Source organism: Pricia antarctica, from assembly GCF_900101815.1.
Taxonomy (GTDB): domain Bacteria; phylum Bacteroidota; class Bacteroidia; order Flavobacteriales; family Flavobacteriaceae; genus Pricia; species Pricia antarctica.
Window position 1 is genome coordinate 435,479 of sequence record NZ_FNAO01000005.1, and the last position, 15,497, is coordinate 450,975.

Here is a 15,497-nt window from a genome sequence, read left to right on the forward strand (position 1 = left end):
CATCCCTCAAGAACAGCCCATTTATGCTTAAAAACAAACTATTTCTTTTCCTTTTCCTCATTCATTTTTTCACATTCTCTCAAGATAACATCAGTTTTATCTCTTGGAACATTCGGGATTTCGGCAAGACCAAAAATACAGAGGAACTGGACCGAATAGCCGATATTGTAAGAGATGTAGATATTGTTGCCCTTCAAGAAGTCGTAGCGGGACCCGGGGGTGCACAGGCCGTTGCACATCTTGCCGATATACTTAATAGAAAAGGGAGTAAATGGGACTATGTCGTCAGCAATCCTACCAAAAGTCCTAAATACGCAACCGAACGCTACGCTTTTCTTTGGAAAACTAGCCGTATCAAGGTTAAAAAAAGAGGTAACCTTATCAGTGAATTAGACTCGTTGGTAGATCGCGAACCTTTTTTTATCGATTTTTATAAGAATAGCAGAAAACTATCTGTAATCAATTTTCACTCACGGCCACACGATAAAAATCCGGAATCGGAAATAGCCGTGATAACGGACTATTTAAAGAAATCCTATAGGCACACGCCTTTATTACTGGTGGGGGATTTTAATGTCGATGAAAAAGAACCAGTCTTTGATAATCTAAAAAATTTGGGTTTTAGGGCTGCGGTGTCCAACCAAAGAACCACCCTTAAATTATCATGTGACAAAAACAATTACTTAAACTATGCAATTGACAATATTTTCTATTCCCACGACATTCTTAAGTTACAGGGAAGCGCCTCGGATTTTGTTATGCTCTGTGAAAATTTGACTAATGCCCGAATGCTCTCAGACCATTTGCCTGTGTTTTTTGAATTCAGTTTGTAATCGGAGAAATCTAAAAAAACAGAAGGTGCTGTAGCCTTCCCTAATAATTACACCCTTTCAGGTATAATTTATATTAAAATCGACATTTTATACCCAAAAAGGTATAATTTGATTTATTTCGCCTATATTGTACCCGAAAAGGTATACTAATGAAAGAGTGGAATAGACATAATCCTATCGCTCAATTTACTCGAAAAAGAAGGAAAGAGCTTAACCTTACTCAAGTTGAGCTTTCAGACACAACTGGAGTCGGACTTCGATTTGTACGTGAATTGGAGCAAGGAAAATCCAACTTGATGACGGACAAAATCAATCAAGTCTTATTGTTCTTTGGCCACGAATTAACCCCAACACCGATAAGTCATGCGACAAGGCGAGATTTGGGTAAATAGAGACTTAGCAGGCATCTTGACAGAAGATGAGGAGGGCTATCATTTTACCTACTCCTCGGAATACCTATTGTTGGCAAATGCAGTTCCAGTTTCCTTGACATTGCCGTTGCAAGAGGAAGTTTTTCATTCCGTTTTTTTATTTCCCTTTTTCGATGGATTGATTCCAGAAGGATGGTTACTGGATATTGCCCAAAAAAATTGGAAACTAAATGCTCGTGACCGTATGGGACTTCTACTGGCCACCTGTAAAGACTGTATCGGCAACATAAGTATAATACCACTTAGACCATAAAATGACCCATTCAAACGCATTCATTTTCCGTTCTATTTTCTTCTTCAAGATTTCCTTAGCTCAGGCTATGCAAATCATTCACGGCGGCATAGAACAAAAAAGCAATTTTGTTTTCGGTAGGCAATTTTATGGTCAAACTGATATATTGGAAAAATGAGTAACTGCCTAGCATGTCAAAAACCACTTACCTCGGAAGAGGCGACATATCATCCGGATTGCCTAAAGGCATTTTGGCAAGAAGACACACCTGTACTTGAATTGGATTACGAACTTTCACAAATCGAGGAACTGGCCAGAGAAAATGTAGCCCAACGTATCATTGTAACCGGAGTACAACCGAAACTTTCACTGGGCTTTACCCAAGAAAGCAATTCCAGATTAACTATTGGTGGTGCATTAAACGGTAGGTACATTTTAAAACCACCTTTTTCCGAATATCCACAAATGCCGGAAACAGAGGCCTTATCTATGCTACTGGCGCAGGCATGTGGTATCGATACTGTACCTTTTTTGTTGATACCATTGAAGGATGGGCATTTGGCTTACCTGACCCGAAGAATAGACCGAGATGCAAAGGATAACAAATTTGCCATCGAAGATGCTTGCCAATTCACAGAACGCCTAACCGAACACAAGTACAGAGGCTCCTACGAGCAGATTGCGAAAGCTATTATCAACTATGCGCAAAACCCATTATTTGATGTAGTACGATTTTACGAACAAGTCATCGTTTCTTTTTTGATTGGGAATAACGACATGCACCTGAAAAATTTCTCATTGATTTCCTATAATGGAATAACACATGCACTTAGCCCTGCTTACGATATGATTTCGGCACAATTGTTACTGCCTGATGACCCCGAGGAATTGGCACTTACGCTGAATGGAAAAAAAAGAAAATTAACCCAAACCGATTTTGATACCGCCATGATCAGAGCGCATATCCCAAAAAAAGCGATTGAAAATCTTTGGAGACGAATTGCAGAAGGTACAAGCAAATGGACAACTTTAATCCATACTAGTTTTTTAAAGGAAGATAGCAAAGAGAATCTAGGTGTTTTAATACATACCAAAATGAAGCAGCTACAGTTGCATTAGTAGTGACGCTTGAAAGTAGTGGGCTAAGTACTACGCAGCATTATGCAAAGCTTATTAATAAAAAAGTAGAGTCTATAAGCTGATCCCAGGCAATATCTTTTAACGGGAGTTCTTTAGGTTGATACGGATTCATGGTTGTGTCTTATGTATGCTACACAAATTATTTTGTGTCTCAAATATACTAAAATATGAGATATAAAATGGTTTGTGTCATGGATGGGATGGTACTGGGAATACGCCAATTTGTTTGAACGTCATTTTCATCATCAAGCCTGAAATCACGTTAATCAATTCTTAAAGTAGGCTTAAGCCCTTTTTAATTCATCGAGTGTTTTACCCTGGTTATCCTTCCAGCGTTTCCAGCCATTGGCCGCACTGGCTAGAACGGTTGCTGCTGCAGCACTTGGAGAATTGAAAATATAGTCTGATGTGAAAATTAATACACCATCCTGTTCTTGTAATACACTTTCTGCTATTAATTTTTCACGTAGATTCAAAATCCAGGTCGATATGCCTTTTCTATTAATAATCTCGCTTTGACTTCCTTTATATACTAAAAAACCTTCATCAACCAGCTCCCCTATTGCCTTTATCGTACCGCGTTGGCAAAAAAAGATCTCTTTGGTTTGTTGCGGCTTTCTCTTTTCCTCAAAGATGGGATAGCCAAGGGTAGCCAAGAGTATTTTGGCGGTATCAAAATTATCCAATAAGTCATATTCGCGGCTTTCCGGCAGAGAAGTCTTTCTTGAACCCGTGTCGTTATCCAAATGATATCTATCAATTTGAGTGGCAATTTGAATACTGTAATGTTCCAAAAATTTTACATCGGTTTTGGTATATTCATTAGTTTTGGTGGTTATCACTATACAGTAAGTCCAGAAATCTTTTATACGATTATGGTTAAGTATTCGTTTATAACAATCCTCACCTTCTCCAATATAAACAACAGGTTTTGCAGCATCTTCTTTAGCACCAAACAAGAAATAGACCCCTGTAAAATGAACTAACTCACGCTTTGCTACTTCTTGCAATTTATTTCTTGGGAATAAGACAGCCTTAACTAATCGATTTGTCAATTCAGCTTCACGGATACTAGTCGGTGTACCGTCAGGGAGGAAAATTTGAATGGTTTGTGGTCTTGGCATTTATGACAAATTTTTTAGATAGGTTTCATAGAATTTTAATATTGGCCCTGATATCTACTGTTGTAGCCTTACTCCTGTCAACAATATAAACCAACAAATACTCACCCTGCCATTTGGTTCAAAGCTTAAAAAACTTGATCGTTAAAAAATTGGCCCAGACATTATTCCTATTATCCCATCAACGGCCACTCCGAATACTGCCCTTCGGCCTGTTCGATGACTTCTTTTAATAGCTTATCCAATTCCGAGAAGGGGACTTTTCCCCGGAGTTCTTTTTTTACCGCTAGACGGATGGCAGCCCGGGCATTCTCTTTCTTGGTCCAATCGAGTTGCAGGTTTTTCTTTACGGAAGCTACGACCGTATGGACCAAATCTTGAATCGGTCCCGCTTCGTTCAGTAGGGCGCTATTGGCAGAAAGCAAGTCGTAAAAGGCCAATTCATCTTCCGTCAATCCGAGTTCTTTGGTTCGCTTATCGTCTTCCTTGAACTCGTTGGCGATGTCCAGCAAGTGTTTGATAGCCGCGATACTATCTAAACTGTTTTTGTGGTATTTGCCCAAAACCTTCTCCAGTTCTTCCTTGAGCTTACGGCCCTTTTTGATGTTCTTCTGCATCCGCACTTTCAACTCATCGTTGATAATACGCCGAAGCAGTTCCACTTTGATGTTTTCGCCTCCTTTCTCCTTCACTATGGCCTGAAAGGAATCATCTACGATGGAAATATCAATCTTATCTAAATCATACATTTTGGCCAAATCAACGATGGAGTGGGATTCCAAGGATTTACTGATCAAATCTTTGATACGCTCGTTCTTTTCGCGGGACTTCCCAGGTGGATATTTGATCTTGCGGATGACCGCCCGAATCTTTTGGATGATGCCCACTTCTTCCTGAATCTCCCAGATGCGTTTATCGGAGTGGGTCATGGCGACCAACTCGGTAAGCTTTCGTTCTTCATGCAAAAAAGCATCGGTGTCCTGATCGTTTTTGAGTAGGCCGTTGACCATTTCGTTCGACCATTTCATCCGTTCGGATGCACTCATGGCATTGATGTCTTCCAATTCGAAACCACTCATGAGGCTTTTTACCGTGCCCAATTGTTCGATACAGAGTTCCACAGCCGCGTCCATGTCAATGGTGGGTTTGCCGGCACCACCACTTCCCGTATATTTTTTGGTGGCCGCGGCGAGAAAGCCGGAGATACCGATAAAGTCCACCACCAAGCCGTTCGGTTTGTCTTGAAAAACGCGGTTGACCCGTGCGATGGCCTGCATCAGGTTGTGGCCTTTCATAATTTTGTCCACATACATAGTGTGGGCACAAGGAGCATCGAAACCCGTGAGCCACATGTCGCGGACGATGACTATTTTCAAGGGATCCTCCGCATTGCGAAAGCGTTTTTTGATGGCCTCCATGTTTTCCTTGGTACGCATGTGCGCATTCCAGGCCACAGGATCTTTGCCCGGATTACTGGTCATGATCACGGCAACTTCGGGGCAGTCTTCCAAAGCGGTAAGGGCATCGTACATTTTTACGCAGTTCCTACGGCTCATACAGACAATCATGGCCTTACCGTCTAAGGTTTCGATCCGGGCATTGAAGTGTTCGAGGATGTCTTTGGCTACACGATCGACCCGATCTTTGGCACCGGCCGCATCTTCAATGGCGGCCCATACCCCTATGGTCTTATCCTCTTCCGTTTCCCGTACTTCTTCGAGCTCTTGGTCGAACTCCGCTTTAATGTTGAGCGGGACCATCTTTGGTTCGTAGTAGATGGGCACTGTGGCACCATCGTCTACCGCTTGTTTGATGTCATAGGTGTGGATGGTGGGGCCAAAGACCAATTGCGTATCCGCATCTTTGCCGTCAACGGGAGTTCCCGTAAAACCGATAAAGGAAGCATTGGGCAAGGCCCTCCGGATGTTCTGTGCAAAGCCCCCACTTTCGAAACCATATTGGGTACGGTGTGCCTCATCGGCCATCACGATCAGGTTATAACGTTCGCTCAGGACCGGATGCACCTCTTCTTTCCCTGTTTCTAAATCTTTCAACCGGAATTTTTCGATGGTCGTAAAAATTACCCCTCCCCCATCGGAACCGAGCAGTTGGCGCAGTTCATTCGTGTTCTCGGCGTGCTGCACATCGCCCACCAAATCTTTGGCGAGTACAAAATTCTCATAGAGCTGTTGATCCAGATCGGAGCGATCCACCTGGATCACGATGGTCGGGTTTTTCATTTCCGGAAGCTGTCTCAAGATGCCCGTAAGAATGGCCATGCTGATACTCTTGCCCGACCCTTGGGTATGCCAGATGACCCCGAGCCGGCCGTCTCCGTGAGGTTTGATATGTTCCAAAGCATTTTCCACGGCTTTGTTGACGCCCCAGTACTGATGATACTTTGCGCCTTTTTTAATGATTTTGCCGTTATGGTCTTCGTGGAATATAAAGTGCTGTAAGTAATTAAGAAGGGTGGCCTTGGGGAAGAGACCGTGCAACAACGTCTCTAATTGCAGGGCCTCATTTTGTTGGATATCGTCACCGGCCAAGCTTTTCCAAGGGGCGAACCATTCCATGGACGAACTGAACATACCATGTAAGGTCTCGCGGCCGTCAGATATGATGCAAAGGGCGTTATGGTCGAAAAGTTGCGGAATGTCCAATACATAATTTTCGATTTGGCGGTGGGCATTGTCCACTCCCACTTCGGCATCGAATTGGTTCTTGAATTCGAAGACAATCAGCGGAAGGCCATTGATAAAAATGAGCAGGTCCGTTCTGCGGCTGTTCTTACCGATGATCTTGACCTCGTCAGCGCAGATAAAACTGTTCCGATCGGGATTTTTATAGTCGATGGGATACAAATGCTTGGCCTTTTCGTTGCCTTGCGCATCTTTCCAGCTGATATCGATGCCTTGGGTCAGCTTACGGTGGAAGTCCCGGTTGCGGTAGGCGACATCCATACCCTCGTGTTGGGTAAACTGGGCTAAAGCCTCGTTAATGGCTCCTTTGGGAACATCGGGATAGGTTCGCGTAAGAAAGTTGTGCAGCTCGGTATCCAGCACTACCTTCTTTAGGTCACGTTGCAGGACGTTGCCAGTGATATGTGTATAGCCCAGATCTTCCAACCATTCTATGGCGGCGTTCTGTACGGTATGTTCGGCCATGCTGCTCATAAGACTTCACTTACTGTTTTCTCGATATCTTTTACGCGGACTTCTCCACTGACGAGCTTGGGGAGAAGGGTGTCGCGGAGATTGGTGAGGGTTAGGTTTACTGAATTATTATTTTGAATTTGTAGGAAATAAGGTGAAATTTTAGATGCATATGATTTAAACATTTCGTCAGGTGGAATTGGATATTTGACTTCCTTAATAGCACCTTGAGTTATTAAAGGCTGAGCAGAACCAGCAGCAAATTGACTATAATCAATTAATCTCAATGTTTGAATCAACCACCATATATTTATAGGTTCTGAAGGTTGAACAGTAACAGCATTATCAGAAATCCAGCAGGGGTCTGTTGAATAATGTACTTCACCATAATTCGCACCAACTCTCCCGATTGCGACAACAGGGGTATTAAACATAGTTTCGTTAGTCTTTCCAATAATTCCATTTGAGCCAAATACATTGTACAGACCTGAGTCATCTTTTAGCTCTTTTTTCAATCCTTTACCATTTCGAAATCTCGAAAGTTGGTGCAGCTCTTTCACCTCCCACCCCTCCGGAATCAAGCCTAGTTCAGAGTCGACAAAGTTGCCGTCTTGAAAAGGCCCGAAGTCTACGAACCAGTGTTTATAGAGGGCCATGGCCATGGCTTCCAGGGTCTTGTTCATGGCCAAAGTGTTTTCGATTTTGTCATCAATCTGCCATAGGAAATTGGAAATGGCCAATCTTTCTTCCTTTGGTGGACAATCGAATTCAAATAACTCCACAGCATCCTTTGTAATCATCCTTACGGTGGTTCCGCTGGAGACGGATTTCATATGCCTTTTATACATCGGACTTTTTAACAACCAATAAAGAAATCTGTTGTCAATCTCAGATTCATTCTTTACCAGAAATAAGTTCGTGCCCCCTATAACGGATTTCTCCTCAAATTCTTGTGGAACAATAGCAGGCAGTCCGATAATTGGCAAATTGTCTGATTGCTGTCGCGTAGCCAAAACCATATCCCCTGGGTTTAAAAAGAAAACGGAACGGCAGTCACCTGAATAGGGTCTTGCTCCAGAAATTAGAAATCTTTTAGAATTAGACACACAGCCCATTCCAAGGAGGAGTGAGTCTCCTGATCCGATATATTTTCCTTTATAAGAGAATCCACCTCTGATTGATATAAGATCCCCAAGCTTATATGTCTTCCAGTTTTCGGGCATTTGGTTTTTGTTTTCCGGGGCTTCGAGTGCTTCCTTCGCTATCGCTCGGTCGCCCTCAGCCTCCTACCTTTTTAGTTCTGATTATCCTTTACTATTTGGTTCTTCGGGGGCTTGGGTGTCACACTGAGCCTGTCGAAGTATCCTCGAAGTCCCCGTGCTCGAAAGGTTCTCGGGGGCTGAGGTTCTCGAAGCCCCCGTGTTCAAATGTTTCTCGGAAGCTTCGGGGGCTGTCGAAGTCCCCGATGCCCCCGAAGCGACAATATCCCGATATGCCAACGAAAGCTCGGGCAATTTGTTATGTTCACCGTTGATCAATGCTTCCTTTTTTTTACGGTTCCATCCCTGTATTTGTTTTTCCCGGTAAAAGGCTTCGTCAATTCTAGAGAATTCTTCCACATATACCAACTTTACGGGCAACCTTTTTTTGGTATGGTTGGCGCCTTCACCATTTTGGTGTTGTTGCAGGCGTTTTTCCAAATTCTTAGTGCTTCCCGAATAGTAGCTTCCGTTGGAACATTCTAGTATATAGGTGCATCCTTTTGCCATTGCTGTGCCGGGGCTTAGAGTGCTTCCTTCGCTATCGCTCGGTCGCCCTCAGCCTCCTACCTTTTTCGTTTTGATTATCCTTTACTATTTGGTTCTTATAGGGCTGAGTCACTCGAAGTCCCTGTTGCTATGGTTCGATTATGTTTTGTTCCTATTTAATACACTAATGACCAACCGCTTTACGGTTTCCATTTCCTCTGGTTTGCTTGCAGCGATAAAAAGGGTCAGGCTTGCCAAAGTATCGTTGCTAAGTATCGGTTGCCCTGCCGTTGTAAAAAGTTGGTCGTTCCGTTCCAAAAACTTTAGAAAACACGCTGCCGCAATGCGTTTATTGCCATCTACAAAGGAATGGTTCTTAACTACTAAATATAATAGCGTTGCCGCTTTCTCTTCTAGCGTAGGATAAAAATCATCTGCTCCGAAGCCTTTTTCAATTTGCGCTATGGAACTTTGAAAGCCCTTATCCTTTTCTTTGCCGAATACCGCTGAATCAAATTCGGTCAGCATTCGGGCAATAAGTTTTTGATAGTCTTCTAAACTTGGGTAACGGGCCTTTGTTTTGGTTAGGCCTTTTTCATCCAGTTGTTCGTGGTCGTAATCATCCAATAAACTTAAACCCTTGGCAAAGGTTTCCAACAGGTCTTCCCTTGCTGCTTTTTCTTCTATGACTTTGCTTACGCTTCTGGTCAAGATATGAATACCGTCTTTTAATACCCGTACTTCTTGTTCTTTTTGGGCCAGGCGTTTTTCGTTGATGGCATACCCGTTGACCAAATAATCTTTTAATATCTTATTTGCCCATATCCGAAATTGGGTACCCTGTTTAGAATTAACGCGATAGCCAACTGAAATTATGGCATCCAAGTTGTAAAACAGAATATCTCGTTCGACCTGTCTACTTCCTTCGGTTTGAACTACCGAGTATTTCTCGGTAGTTGCCTTTTTATTTAGCTCTTTGGTTTTAAAGATATTTTTAAGATGTAAACCAATGGTGTCACTATCTTTATCGAACAATTCTGACATTTGCTTCTGGTTTAGCCAAATGGTATTGTTTTCCAAACGTATTTCAATGGTGGGTTTATCCCCATATATTAGTATTTGTCCTTTATTCATTTAATCAATTCAAAAATTGTTGTCGCAAATTTTGCGACAACTGGATTTCTTTCCAATTCACCTTCCTTAAAAACATTGTTGATATGTTTACCAATAGTTTTTACATCTCTATTAAAAAGTTCGGAGAGTTGATTTCGATTTAGCCAAACGGTATCCTTTTCAAATTGAACGGATACTTCAATTTGGTCGTTCTTGGCTTTATATATCAGTATTTCACTCATATACTTTCGATTCAAAACTATCGCCTATTTTGCGACAGTGGCTTCCCTATTTAATTCATCTTTGAACACCGCATTCTATAGTTTCTCAAAATTTGCCAAAATCTGCTTTTTTAATTCTTCTCCCTTTTCAAACTGTTCTACCAACGTAGCTTTCAGGTCCTCCATTTTTTCTTCAAAGGGAATACCGTCATCTTCTTCGGCCTCCGTGCCTACATAGATACCGGGGGTCAGTTTATAATCCTGTTTTTGTACTTCTTCTAGGATGGCCGCCTTGCAGAAGCCGTCTATGTCTTCGTATGGTTTCTCGACGGAGCCTGTCTTGCGCGGAATCGAAAGGCTCGAAGTGACAGAAGGGTCGATGCGCCAGTTGTGATAGGTGTCCGCTATTTTTGAAATATCCTCGTCCGAGAATACACGTAGTTTTCGGCTGGCCATGCTGCCCATTTTGGCAGCATCCAAAAAGAGGATTTCCTTCATTCGCTCGCGGTGTTCGCCGTCCTTGCCATCCCGGTTTTTGCTAAGTATAAAGAGGCAGGCGGGAATGCCCGTTGTTAAAAACAACTTGTCCGGAAGGCGCACAATGGCATCGATCATGCCATTGTCCACCATGTGCTGGCGGACGTTCTTTTCGCCTCTGGTGTTGGAGGTCATGGCCCCGTTGGCCATGACGATTCCCGCGGTACCGATATCGCTCAAGTGGTTCCAGAAAGTCTGCATCCACATATAATTGGCACTGCCATCCGTAGTAAATTCTTCCCGTGGACCAAAAAGGCGAGGGTCGTTTTCGGGCAGATCTTCAGGGTGCCAATTGCTCACATTGAAAGGCGGGTTGGCAATGACAAAATCGGCCTTTAGTTCCGGGAATTTATCATCGAGAAGGGAGTTTCCCAGCTTTATGTCAAAGGAAAGATTGCGCAAAAGAAGGTTCATCAGGCAGAGCCGCAAGGTCTGCGCGGTCATTTCTTGTCCGTATATGGAAATATCACTTTTATCGCCGCCATGTTCCCGGATAAATTTCAGTGACTGTACGAACATACCGCCACTACCGCACGCGGGATCAAAAATCCGTCCTTTGTAAGGTTCCAGAAGCTCGACCAATAAACGGACGATACTACCCGGCGTAAAGAATTGCCCTGCACCGGAGCCTTCGGCCATGGCAAAACGGCCGATATAGTATTCATAAATGCGTCCGAGGATATCGCTCTCCGGGTTCTCTTTCTCGGAGAACTTGGGATGCGAGAGTAGGTTGATAATGCCGCCGGTCTGTTTGGCGGAAAGCTCGCTTTTTACAAAAATACGGGGCAGCAAGTTGACCAACTGTGGGTTGTATGTCGTAAGCAGTTCTTGGATCACGTCAAAAGCATCGTCCACCTTAACCTTGATATCGTCTTGCTCGGCATTGTCCTTTAGGTATTGCCAAGAAGCGGTCTTGGGTATGACAAAGGTGTTGCGGGCCCGGTACTCGTCGGGGTCGGCCAGTACATATTCCTTTTCCGCTTTATCCGTTGTGTAGTATTCCGAAGAAGGTTCGTTGAGAATATCCTGAAGCTCATCGTGAACGATATCAAAGCGTTCGCTCAGGTGCTTTAGGAATACAAGGGGTAAAATGTAGTTTTTGTAGTTGTTTTCAGAAACGGCACCGCGTAGTTCGTTGGCGGCATCCCAAAGTTCCTTTTCAAAATCGATATCCGCTTTGGCGGTTTTCTTTTTAGTCATGTACTAGTTGGTTTGGTTTTATAGGATTTGCTGTATATGGTAAGATAAGAGGGTTTTGTAAAAATAGGACTACTTTCTATATATACCATAAGGAAATTTGGAATTCACTTTTTATGATGTTGTTTAGTTCACTAGCTCGTTGAAAAAATCTTGTCATTGTCGAAATACAGTAACTCCCGGAGATAGGGTTATTTCCCCTCCCAAATCTTACCATACTTACCTGCGCATGGATCCTGTGGAATTTTTGTAGCGATTCCGGCAGATTAGCGTGAAGCAAAAATTCCATAGGGCGCATCTTGCTTATGCTTATGGAATATCAATTTATTCCCTCCCTGTAAGTTCCTGCCGAATTCCGTCCAGTTCAGTTTCTTCTATTTCCACTTTGAAATAGGGCTTTCCAAATGTGGGTTCTACTTTGACAATACTATCTAGCATTTTCGAAAAAATCCGTCGGTCATTGCCCCTAGCCATTATGACGCTATGGTACTTGTTGAAAGAAACTTTTCCTTCTTCCATGTTCCATTCCTCCCTGGTCATTTGGATAGAGGCCTTATCCAGAAGCAAGGGTTGCTGCTTTTTTTTGAGTGCAGTTCCATCGAAAAGACTTTTGAGCATATCATGTGTCGGTTTTATGTGCTCCCTGTCCATTGTGCGTAACAGTTCTTCTATATAATCATATCGTCCTATCAGGTAATTTTGGAATTTGATGAAACTGATCATCACCTCGCTTTTTGGTGAAATCTTCGCTTTTTCGAAAAAGTCGATCATCGTATCGATTGTTTCTGAATGCGATCTGGAAACGGTCTTGGAATAGGCACGAAATCGCTCCGCTGTTATCCGGTTAATACTTATGGCCGAAAAAGTACTTTTTTGCGTGGTCTTTGTTTCCATTACAGTAATAATTTATAGTGCTTATAGGCCTTTCAGGGGGTTTTTGGTCAAATTTATCCTAATCATAAAATCTTGAGAGTTTTGCAATTTTATACAATCCATTGAATTACAGTATTTTAATCGATGGACTATTTTATATGATAAAATTGGTTACTGTAAATTTTTCCAGTGTTTCAGGGGCGTTCGGGGCGTTTGACGCAAATTTAGCATAAACCTCAAAAAGAAATATTTTACAATTCATTGAAAATCAAATGTTTGCAAAACGTAACGGGGCGTTAGCCCGTTACCCTCTTGCTATTCTTTTCTTCGTTTCACTTCGCCAAGAATACCTTTCTTTCATGGCTTGAAAATCCTGCGTTCCTAAGTAGGCACTATAATAGGTTTCCCGATTATTTCCTTCTGCTCGGGCCATCCAATTTCAATAAATTGAACATTTGGATAAACCGGTCCGCCATCTGCCTGCCGTACCGGTTCTCGATTTGGCCCAGGTCCAGGTTCGTCGTGATATGGGTCTTTGTTCCTTGATCTTCAAAGTTCCGGTATCGATTAAGCAGAATGCGGACGAACACTTCCTCTTTCCCGTACTGGTAAATGTTGTTTCCGGCCATCTCGGCTCCCAGGTCATCGAACAGAAAAACACCTTTGGAATAGTATTGGATTACGTCCTCCTTGTTCCGTTCAACATTGAACTTGGAAACTACTTCTTGGGTCGAAATCGCTGGAAACCACAGTTCACGTACCTGATAATGTTTGGAAAGGTTTTGGATAATCCGAAAACTTGATGTTTTTCCCGTACCATAGGAACCAAAGACCATTATACCTTTTTGCAAGGAAATATTTTCCATGACCTCAAAGGCCTTATCCCGGTTCCAATACCTGCAGAAATGCCCCAGAAAATTTTTATTGGAACTATCCACCTCGAAGTCAAAGTCATATTTTGCATAATGTTCCTGGGCCTCCCTGAAAAACACCTTTTTGAAAATATCGGGTTCGCATAACGTCCCTTTTATTGCGTTTGTTTTTACCGACCATTTTGACCATTCCTTTTTCATGTCCCTCATTCTAATATTAAACTTCGATTTTTAGATTTTTCTTTTAAAGAAGTAGATGATTTTATATTTTGTTTTGTAACTGGTTTATTATGGTGGACACTATTGTCATCGCTGCTACGACAAGATCGTCTATGCAGACCAGACACAACTGTCCGATCTGGGTCGACCGTACGGAAACTGAACTGGAGTATACTTCTGAGATATCTTTTTCTCCCGTCGAAGGCCATTTCCTCGATCCAGCCAACTGTCTTCAGTTCAGAAATATATCGGGAAACCTGCCGTTCGGAGATATTCAGGAACGAAGAGATATATCCGTTCGACATATAACATTCCTTTGCGTTTTCCGTAAAGCTGTGTATTTCCAAGAACAAAATCTTGGCGTACCAATTTACTTCGGTATTCAAGTAGATTATCTTGGGAATCCATATGCCCTGAAAATTTCTATCGGCGGCTTTCATAGCTTTAGATTATTTGGTGCCGTTATGATGTTTTCTCGAGTGTGCGTTTGCCTTTTCCTCGACATCTGACCACGGTTAGCGAAATATCTATCCTTCCTTCCAATGGCCCTGCGGTCAACTGGGAATAGGTGTTGTAGAACCCTTTGTACTCCTTCCTGTAATCGATATGGCTCGAAATGCAGGTAAAGCCGTCGTTCTTCGGCACCTTGGCCAGGTAGTCCTTGCCATGGTCCCGGCGGATGGTTTCGATGTTCCAATGCAACAGTATTTCGTTAATGTCCCGCGATAATGGGCGCGTGTACCAGCTTATAATAGGCGGTGCCCACCCTTAAATAGGGTATCTTTTTCATGAAATTCTGTTTTATGCCAGAGGCGTGCCCTCGGTCAAGAGTTAGGAAAGTAGTGGCTCCGTCAATGGGTAATCTACCCCTTGACGTTTCGCATAGTATGAGCCGGAGCTTCGGCCTGTATTTCCTGCGGGGATTGGCGTCCGTTGCGCAGTAGCCAGTGGACGATTTTCTTCTTTTCGAAAAAAATCAGTTTCCCATTGGGTTTTGAATGCGGGATATGTCCTGCAGCAGTAAGCTTATAAAGGTAGCTTCTCGAGATTTCCGTGTAGTCACAGGTCTCCTCGAAGGTCAGTACCTCCTTGTTGGCGGTGATCAACCTTTCCAGACGGTCCAGTCGTTCAAGTATCAAAAAATTGTCCATTTTGTTTCTTTTTTAGGGTTACGAAATGAACAAAAGCGCTTTTGTTTTCCTTCAATAAAGTGTCGGGATAAAGGTATCAAAATAGTTGAACGGACGGAAGAATATACTTGGATATTTATTCACAAATAACTGACATACAATAAATTGAACCAAAATCGTATTAATAATATTGGGATTGCGAACCAGTAATTATATATGCTTCCATTTGATACCAAATAGCACCAAAATAAATGATGACCAAATAATGATTAAACTGGAAATTACGGAGTTATCAACAATCGTAAACTGAAATTAATATTTGAAGCCATTTGATGGCCCTACGAATAGGAAAGTAAAAAAATAGACGGCCCATTAAGTCTGGAAAACGACTAACTTGTTAAAGTCTAAATAATCGTGGGTTTTAATTACTTTGCCTCATTTATTGGGAAACCAAGAATTTGGACAAATGAATTTATATCTTCCTTAACTCCCGTATCGTATAGATAGTAAACATCTAAAAAGAACTACTTATGGGAAGATGGGATAGCTTAATGTACTCACATTGATTCCATAAAACATTCGTGGCTGTTGCACAACTCCGATAAACATCAATTTTTGCTTTCACCAATGCGCGGAAATCCGTAAATTCAAGGTATGCAAGGCAAAAAGAACTAT

The 15,497-nt window shown here is 42.5% G+C and carries 16 protein-coding genes; 4 read left to right on the top strand and 12 right to left on the bottom strand.

The genetic code is table 11. The features are described from left to right. The first annotated feature begins 23 nt into the window (after positions 1 to 23). From BLT07_RS11940 to BLT07_RS11955, 4 genes are all read left to right on the top strand, one after another. On the top strand, positions 24 to 833 hold the full coding sequence (locus tag BLT07_RS11940; protein WP_091868930.1) for an endonuclease/exonuclease/phosphatase family protein: 810 nt from the start codon (positions 24 to 26) through the stop codon (positions 831 to 833). 149 nt (positions 834 to 982) lie between these two features. Further along, positions 983 to 1,225, top strand: a complete 243-nt coding sequence (locus tag BLT07_RS11945) for a helix-turn-helix domain-containing protein (RefSeq protein ID WP_091868932.1) — start codon at positions 983 to 985, stop codon at positions 1,223 to 1,225. Then, positions 1,197 to 1,517, top strand: coding sequence for a HipA N-terminal domain-containing protein (locus BLT07_RS11950; RefSeq protein WP_091868934.1), 321 nt, complete (start codon positions 1,197 to 1,199; stop codon positions 1,515 to 1,517). The genes BLT07_RS11945 and BLT07_RS11950 overlap by 29 nt, the downstream gene beginning before the upstream one ends. A 153-nt stretch (positions 1,518 to 1,670) precedes the next feature. Then, positions 1,671 to 2,615, top strand: coding sequence for a HipA domain-containing protein (locus BLT07_RS11955; protein ID WP_091868936.1), 945 nt, complete (start codon positions 1,671 to 1,673; stop codon positions 2,613 to 2,615). Positions 2,616 to 2,920: 305 nt separating this feature from the next. Here the strand turns inward: BLT07_RS11955 and BLT07_RS11960 are convergent, their stop codons facing one another. The 12 genes from BLT07_RS11960 to BLT07_RS12015 all read right to left on the bottom strand — a co-directional run bounded on the left by BLT07_RS11960 (position 2,921) and on the right by BLT07_RS12015 (position 14,843). Then, complete coding sequence (locus BLT07_RS11960; RefSeq protein ID WP_091868938.1) at positions 2,921 to 3,760, bottom strand: GIY-YIG nuclease family protein; 840 nt, start codon at positions 3,758 to 3,760, stop codon at positions 2,921 to 2,923. A gap of 170 nt (positions 3,761 to 3,930) precedes the next feature. Next, the gene (locus BLT07_RS11965; protein ID WP_091868940.1) at positions 3,931 to 6,933 is read right to left on the bottom strand and encodes a type I restriction endonuclease subunit R; all 3,003 of its coding nucleotides are present in this window, start codon (positions 6,931 to 6,933) and stop codon (positions 3,931 to 3,933) included. Then, entirely contained in the window at positions 6,930 to 8,135 is a 1,206-nt protein-coding gene (locus tag BLT07_RS11970) for a restriction endonuclease subunit S (protein ID WP_091868942.1), read from the bottom strand. The genes BLT07_RS11965 and BLT07_RS11970 overlap by 4 nt, the downstream gene beginning before the upstream one ends. An 81-nt stretch (positions 8,136 to 8,216) precedes the next feature. Then, the gene (locus BLT07_RS21645; protein ID WP_091868944.1) at positions 8,217 to 8,681 is read right to left on the bottom strand and encodes a GIY-YIG nuclease family protein; all 465 of its coding nucleotides are present in this window, start codon (positions 8,679 to 8,681) and stop codon (positions 8,217 to 8,219) included. 138 nt (positions 8,682 to 8,819) lie between these two features. Next, the gene (gene rhuM, locus BLT07_RS11980) at positions 8,820 to 9,704 is read right to left on the bottom strand and encodes a virulence RhuM family protein/type II toxin-antitoxin system death-on-curing family toxin (RefSeq protein ID WP_245726529.1); all 885 of its coding nucleotides are present in this window, start codon (positions 9,702 to 9,704) and stop codon (positions 8,820 to 8,822) included. Between the two features lie 86 nt (positions 9,705 to 9,790). Further along, on the bottom strand, positions 9,791 to 10,015 hold the full coding sequence (locus BLT07_RS21025; RefSeq protein WP_175455323.1) for a virulence RhuM family protein: 225 nt from the start codon (positions 10,013 to 10,015) through the stop codon (positions 9,791 to 9,793). A gap of 75 nt (positions 10,016 to 10,090) precedes the next feature. Further along, positions 10,091 to 11,731 (bottom strand): type I restriction-modification system subunit M, encoded by a 1,641-nt coding sequence (locus BLT07_RS11990; RefSeq protein ID WP_091868947.1) that lies wholly within the window; start codon positions 11,729 to 11,731, stop codon positions 10,091 to 10,093. A 321-nt stretch (positions 11,732 to 12,052) separates the two neighbouring features. Beyond that, positions 12,053 to 12,622: a BfmA/BtgA family mobilization protein gene (locus BLT07_RS11995; RefSeq protein WP_091868948.1), complete on the bottom strand. Its 570-nt coding sequence runs from the start codon at positions 12,620 to 12,622 to the stop codon at positions 12,053 to 12,055. Positions 12,623 to 13,011: 389 nt separating this feature from the next. Continuing rightward, complete coding sequence (locus BLT07_RS12000; protein WP_139205141.1) at positions 13,012 to 13,674, bottom strand: P-loop NTPase family protein; 663 nt, start codon at positions 13,672 to 13,674, stop codon at positions 13,012 to 13,014. Between the two features lie 5 nt (positions 13,675 to 13,679). Next, positions 13,680 to 14,132 carry a helix-turn-helix domain-containing protein gene (locus BLT07_RS12005; RefSeq protein WP_091868952.1) on the bottom strand — a complete coding sequence of 151 codons (453 nt, stop codon included), beginning with the start codon at positions 14,130 to 14,132 and terminating at the stop codon, positions 13,680 to 13,682. A gap of 22 nt (positions 14,133 to 14,154) precedes the next feature. Continuing rightward, positions 14,155 to 14,394, bottom strand: coding sequence for a hypothetical protein (locus tag BLT07_RS12010; protein WP_175455324.1), 240 nt, complete (start codon positions 14,392 to 14,394; stop codon positions 14,155 to 14,157). 161 nt (positions 14,395 to 14,555) lie between these two features. Then, a complete protein-coding gene (locus BLT07_RS12015; RefSeq protein ID WP_091868953.1) occupies positions 14,556 to 14,843 on the bottom strand; it encodes a helix-turn-helix domain-containing protein in 288 nt (95 codons plus the stop codon). Between the last annotated feature and the right edge of the window lie 654 nt (positions 14,844 to 15,497).

Excerpts from the sequence above, each read along its gene's own strand:
- BLT07_RS21645 (WP_091868944.1), bottom strand. The coding sequence starts at position 8,681 with ATGGCAAAAGGATGCACCTATATACTAGAATGTTCCAACGGAAGCTAC.
- BLT07_RS11955 (WP_091868936.1), top strand. The coding sequence starts at position 1,671 with ATGAGTAACTGCCTAGCATGTCAAAAACCACTTACCTCGGAAGAGGCG.
- BLT07_RS11960 (WP_091868938.1), bottom strand. The coding sequence starts at position 3,760 with ATGCCAAGACCACAAACCATTCAAATTTTCCTCCCTGACGGTACACCG.
- BLT07_RS12005 (WP_091868952.1), bottom strand. The coding sequence starts at position 14,132 with ATGAAAGCCGCCGATAGAAATTTTCAGGGCATATGGATTCCCAAGATA.
- BLT07_RS12000 (WP_139205141.1), bottom strand. The coding sequence starts at position 13,674 with ATGAAAAAGGAATGGTCAAAATGGTCGGTAAAAACAAACGCAATAAAA.
- BLT07_RS11945 (WP_091868932.1), top strand. The coding sequence starts at position 983 with ATGAAAGAGTGGAATAGACATAATCCTATCGCTCAATTTACTCGAAAA.
- BLT07_RS11940 (WP_091868930.1), top strand. The coding sequence starts at position 24 with ATGCTTAAAAACAAACTATTTCTTTTCCTTTTCCTCATTCATTTTTTC.
- BLT07_RS11970 (WP_091868942.1), bottom strand. The coding sequence starts at position 8,135 with ATGCCCGAAAACTGGAAGACATATAAGCTTGGGGATCTTATATCAATC.
- BLT07_RS11990 (WP_091868947.1), bottom strand. The coding sequence starts at position 11,731 with ATGACTAAAAAGAAAACCGCCAAAGCGGATATCGATTTTGAAAAGGAA.
- BLT07_RS11995 (WP_091868948.1), bottom strand. The coding sequence starts at position 12,622 with ATGGAAACAAAGACCACGCAAAAAAGTACTTTTTCGGCCATAAGTATT.
- BLT07_RS11965 (WP_091868940.1), bottom strand. The coding sequence starts at position 6,933 with ATGAGCAGCATGGCCGAACATACCGTACAGAACGCCGCCATAGAATGG.
- BLT07_RS12015 (WP_091868953.1), bottom strand. The coding sequence starts at position 14,843 with ATGGACAATTTTTTGATACTTGAACGACTGGACCGTCTGGAAAGGTTG.
- rhuM (WP_245726529.1), bottom strand. The coding sequence starts at position 9,704 with ATGTCAGAATTGTTCGATAAAGATAGTGACACCATTGGTTTACATCTT.
- BLT07_RS11950 (WP_091868934.1), top strand. The coding sequence starts at position 1,197 with ATGCGACAAGGCGAGATTTGGGTAAATAGAGACTTAGCAGGCATCTTG.
- BLT07_RS21025 (WP_175455323.1), bottom strand. The coding sequence starts at position 10,015 with ATGAGTGAAATACTGATATATAAAGCCAAGAACGACCAAATTGAAGTA.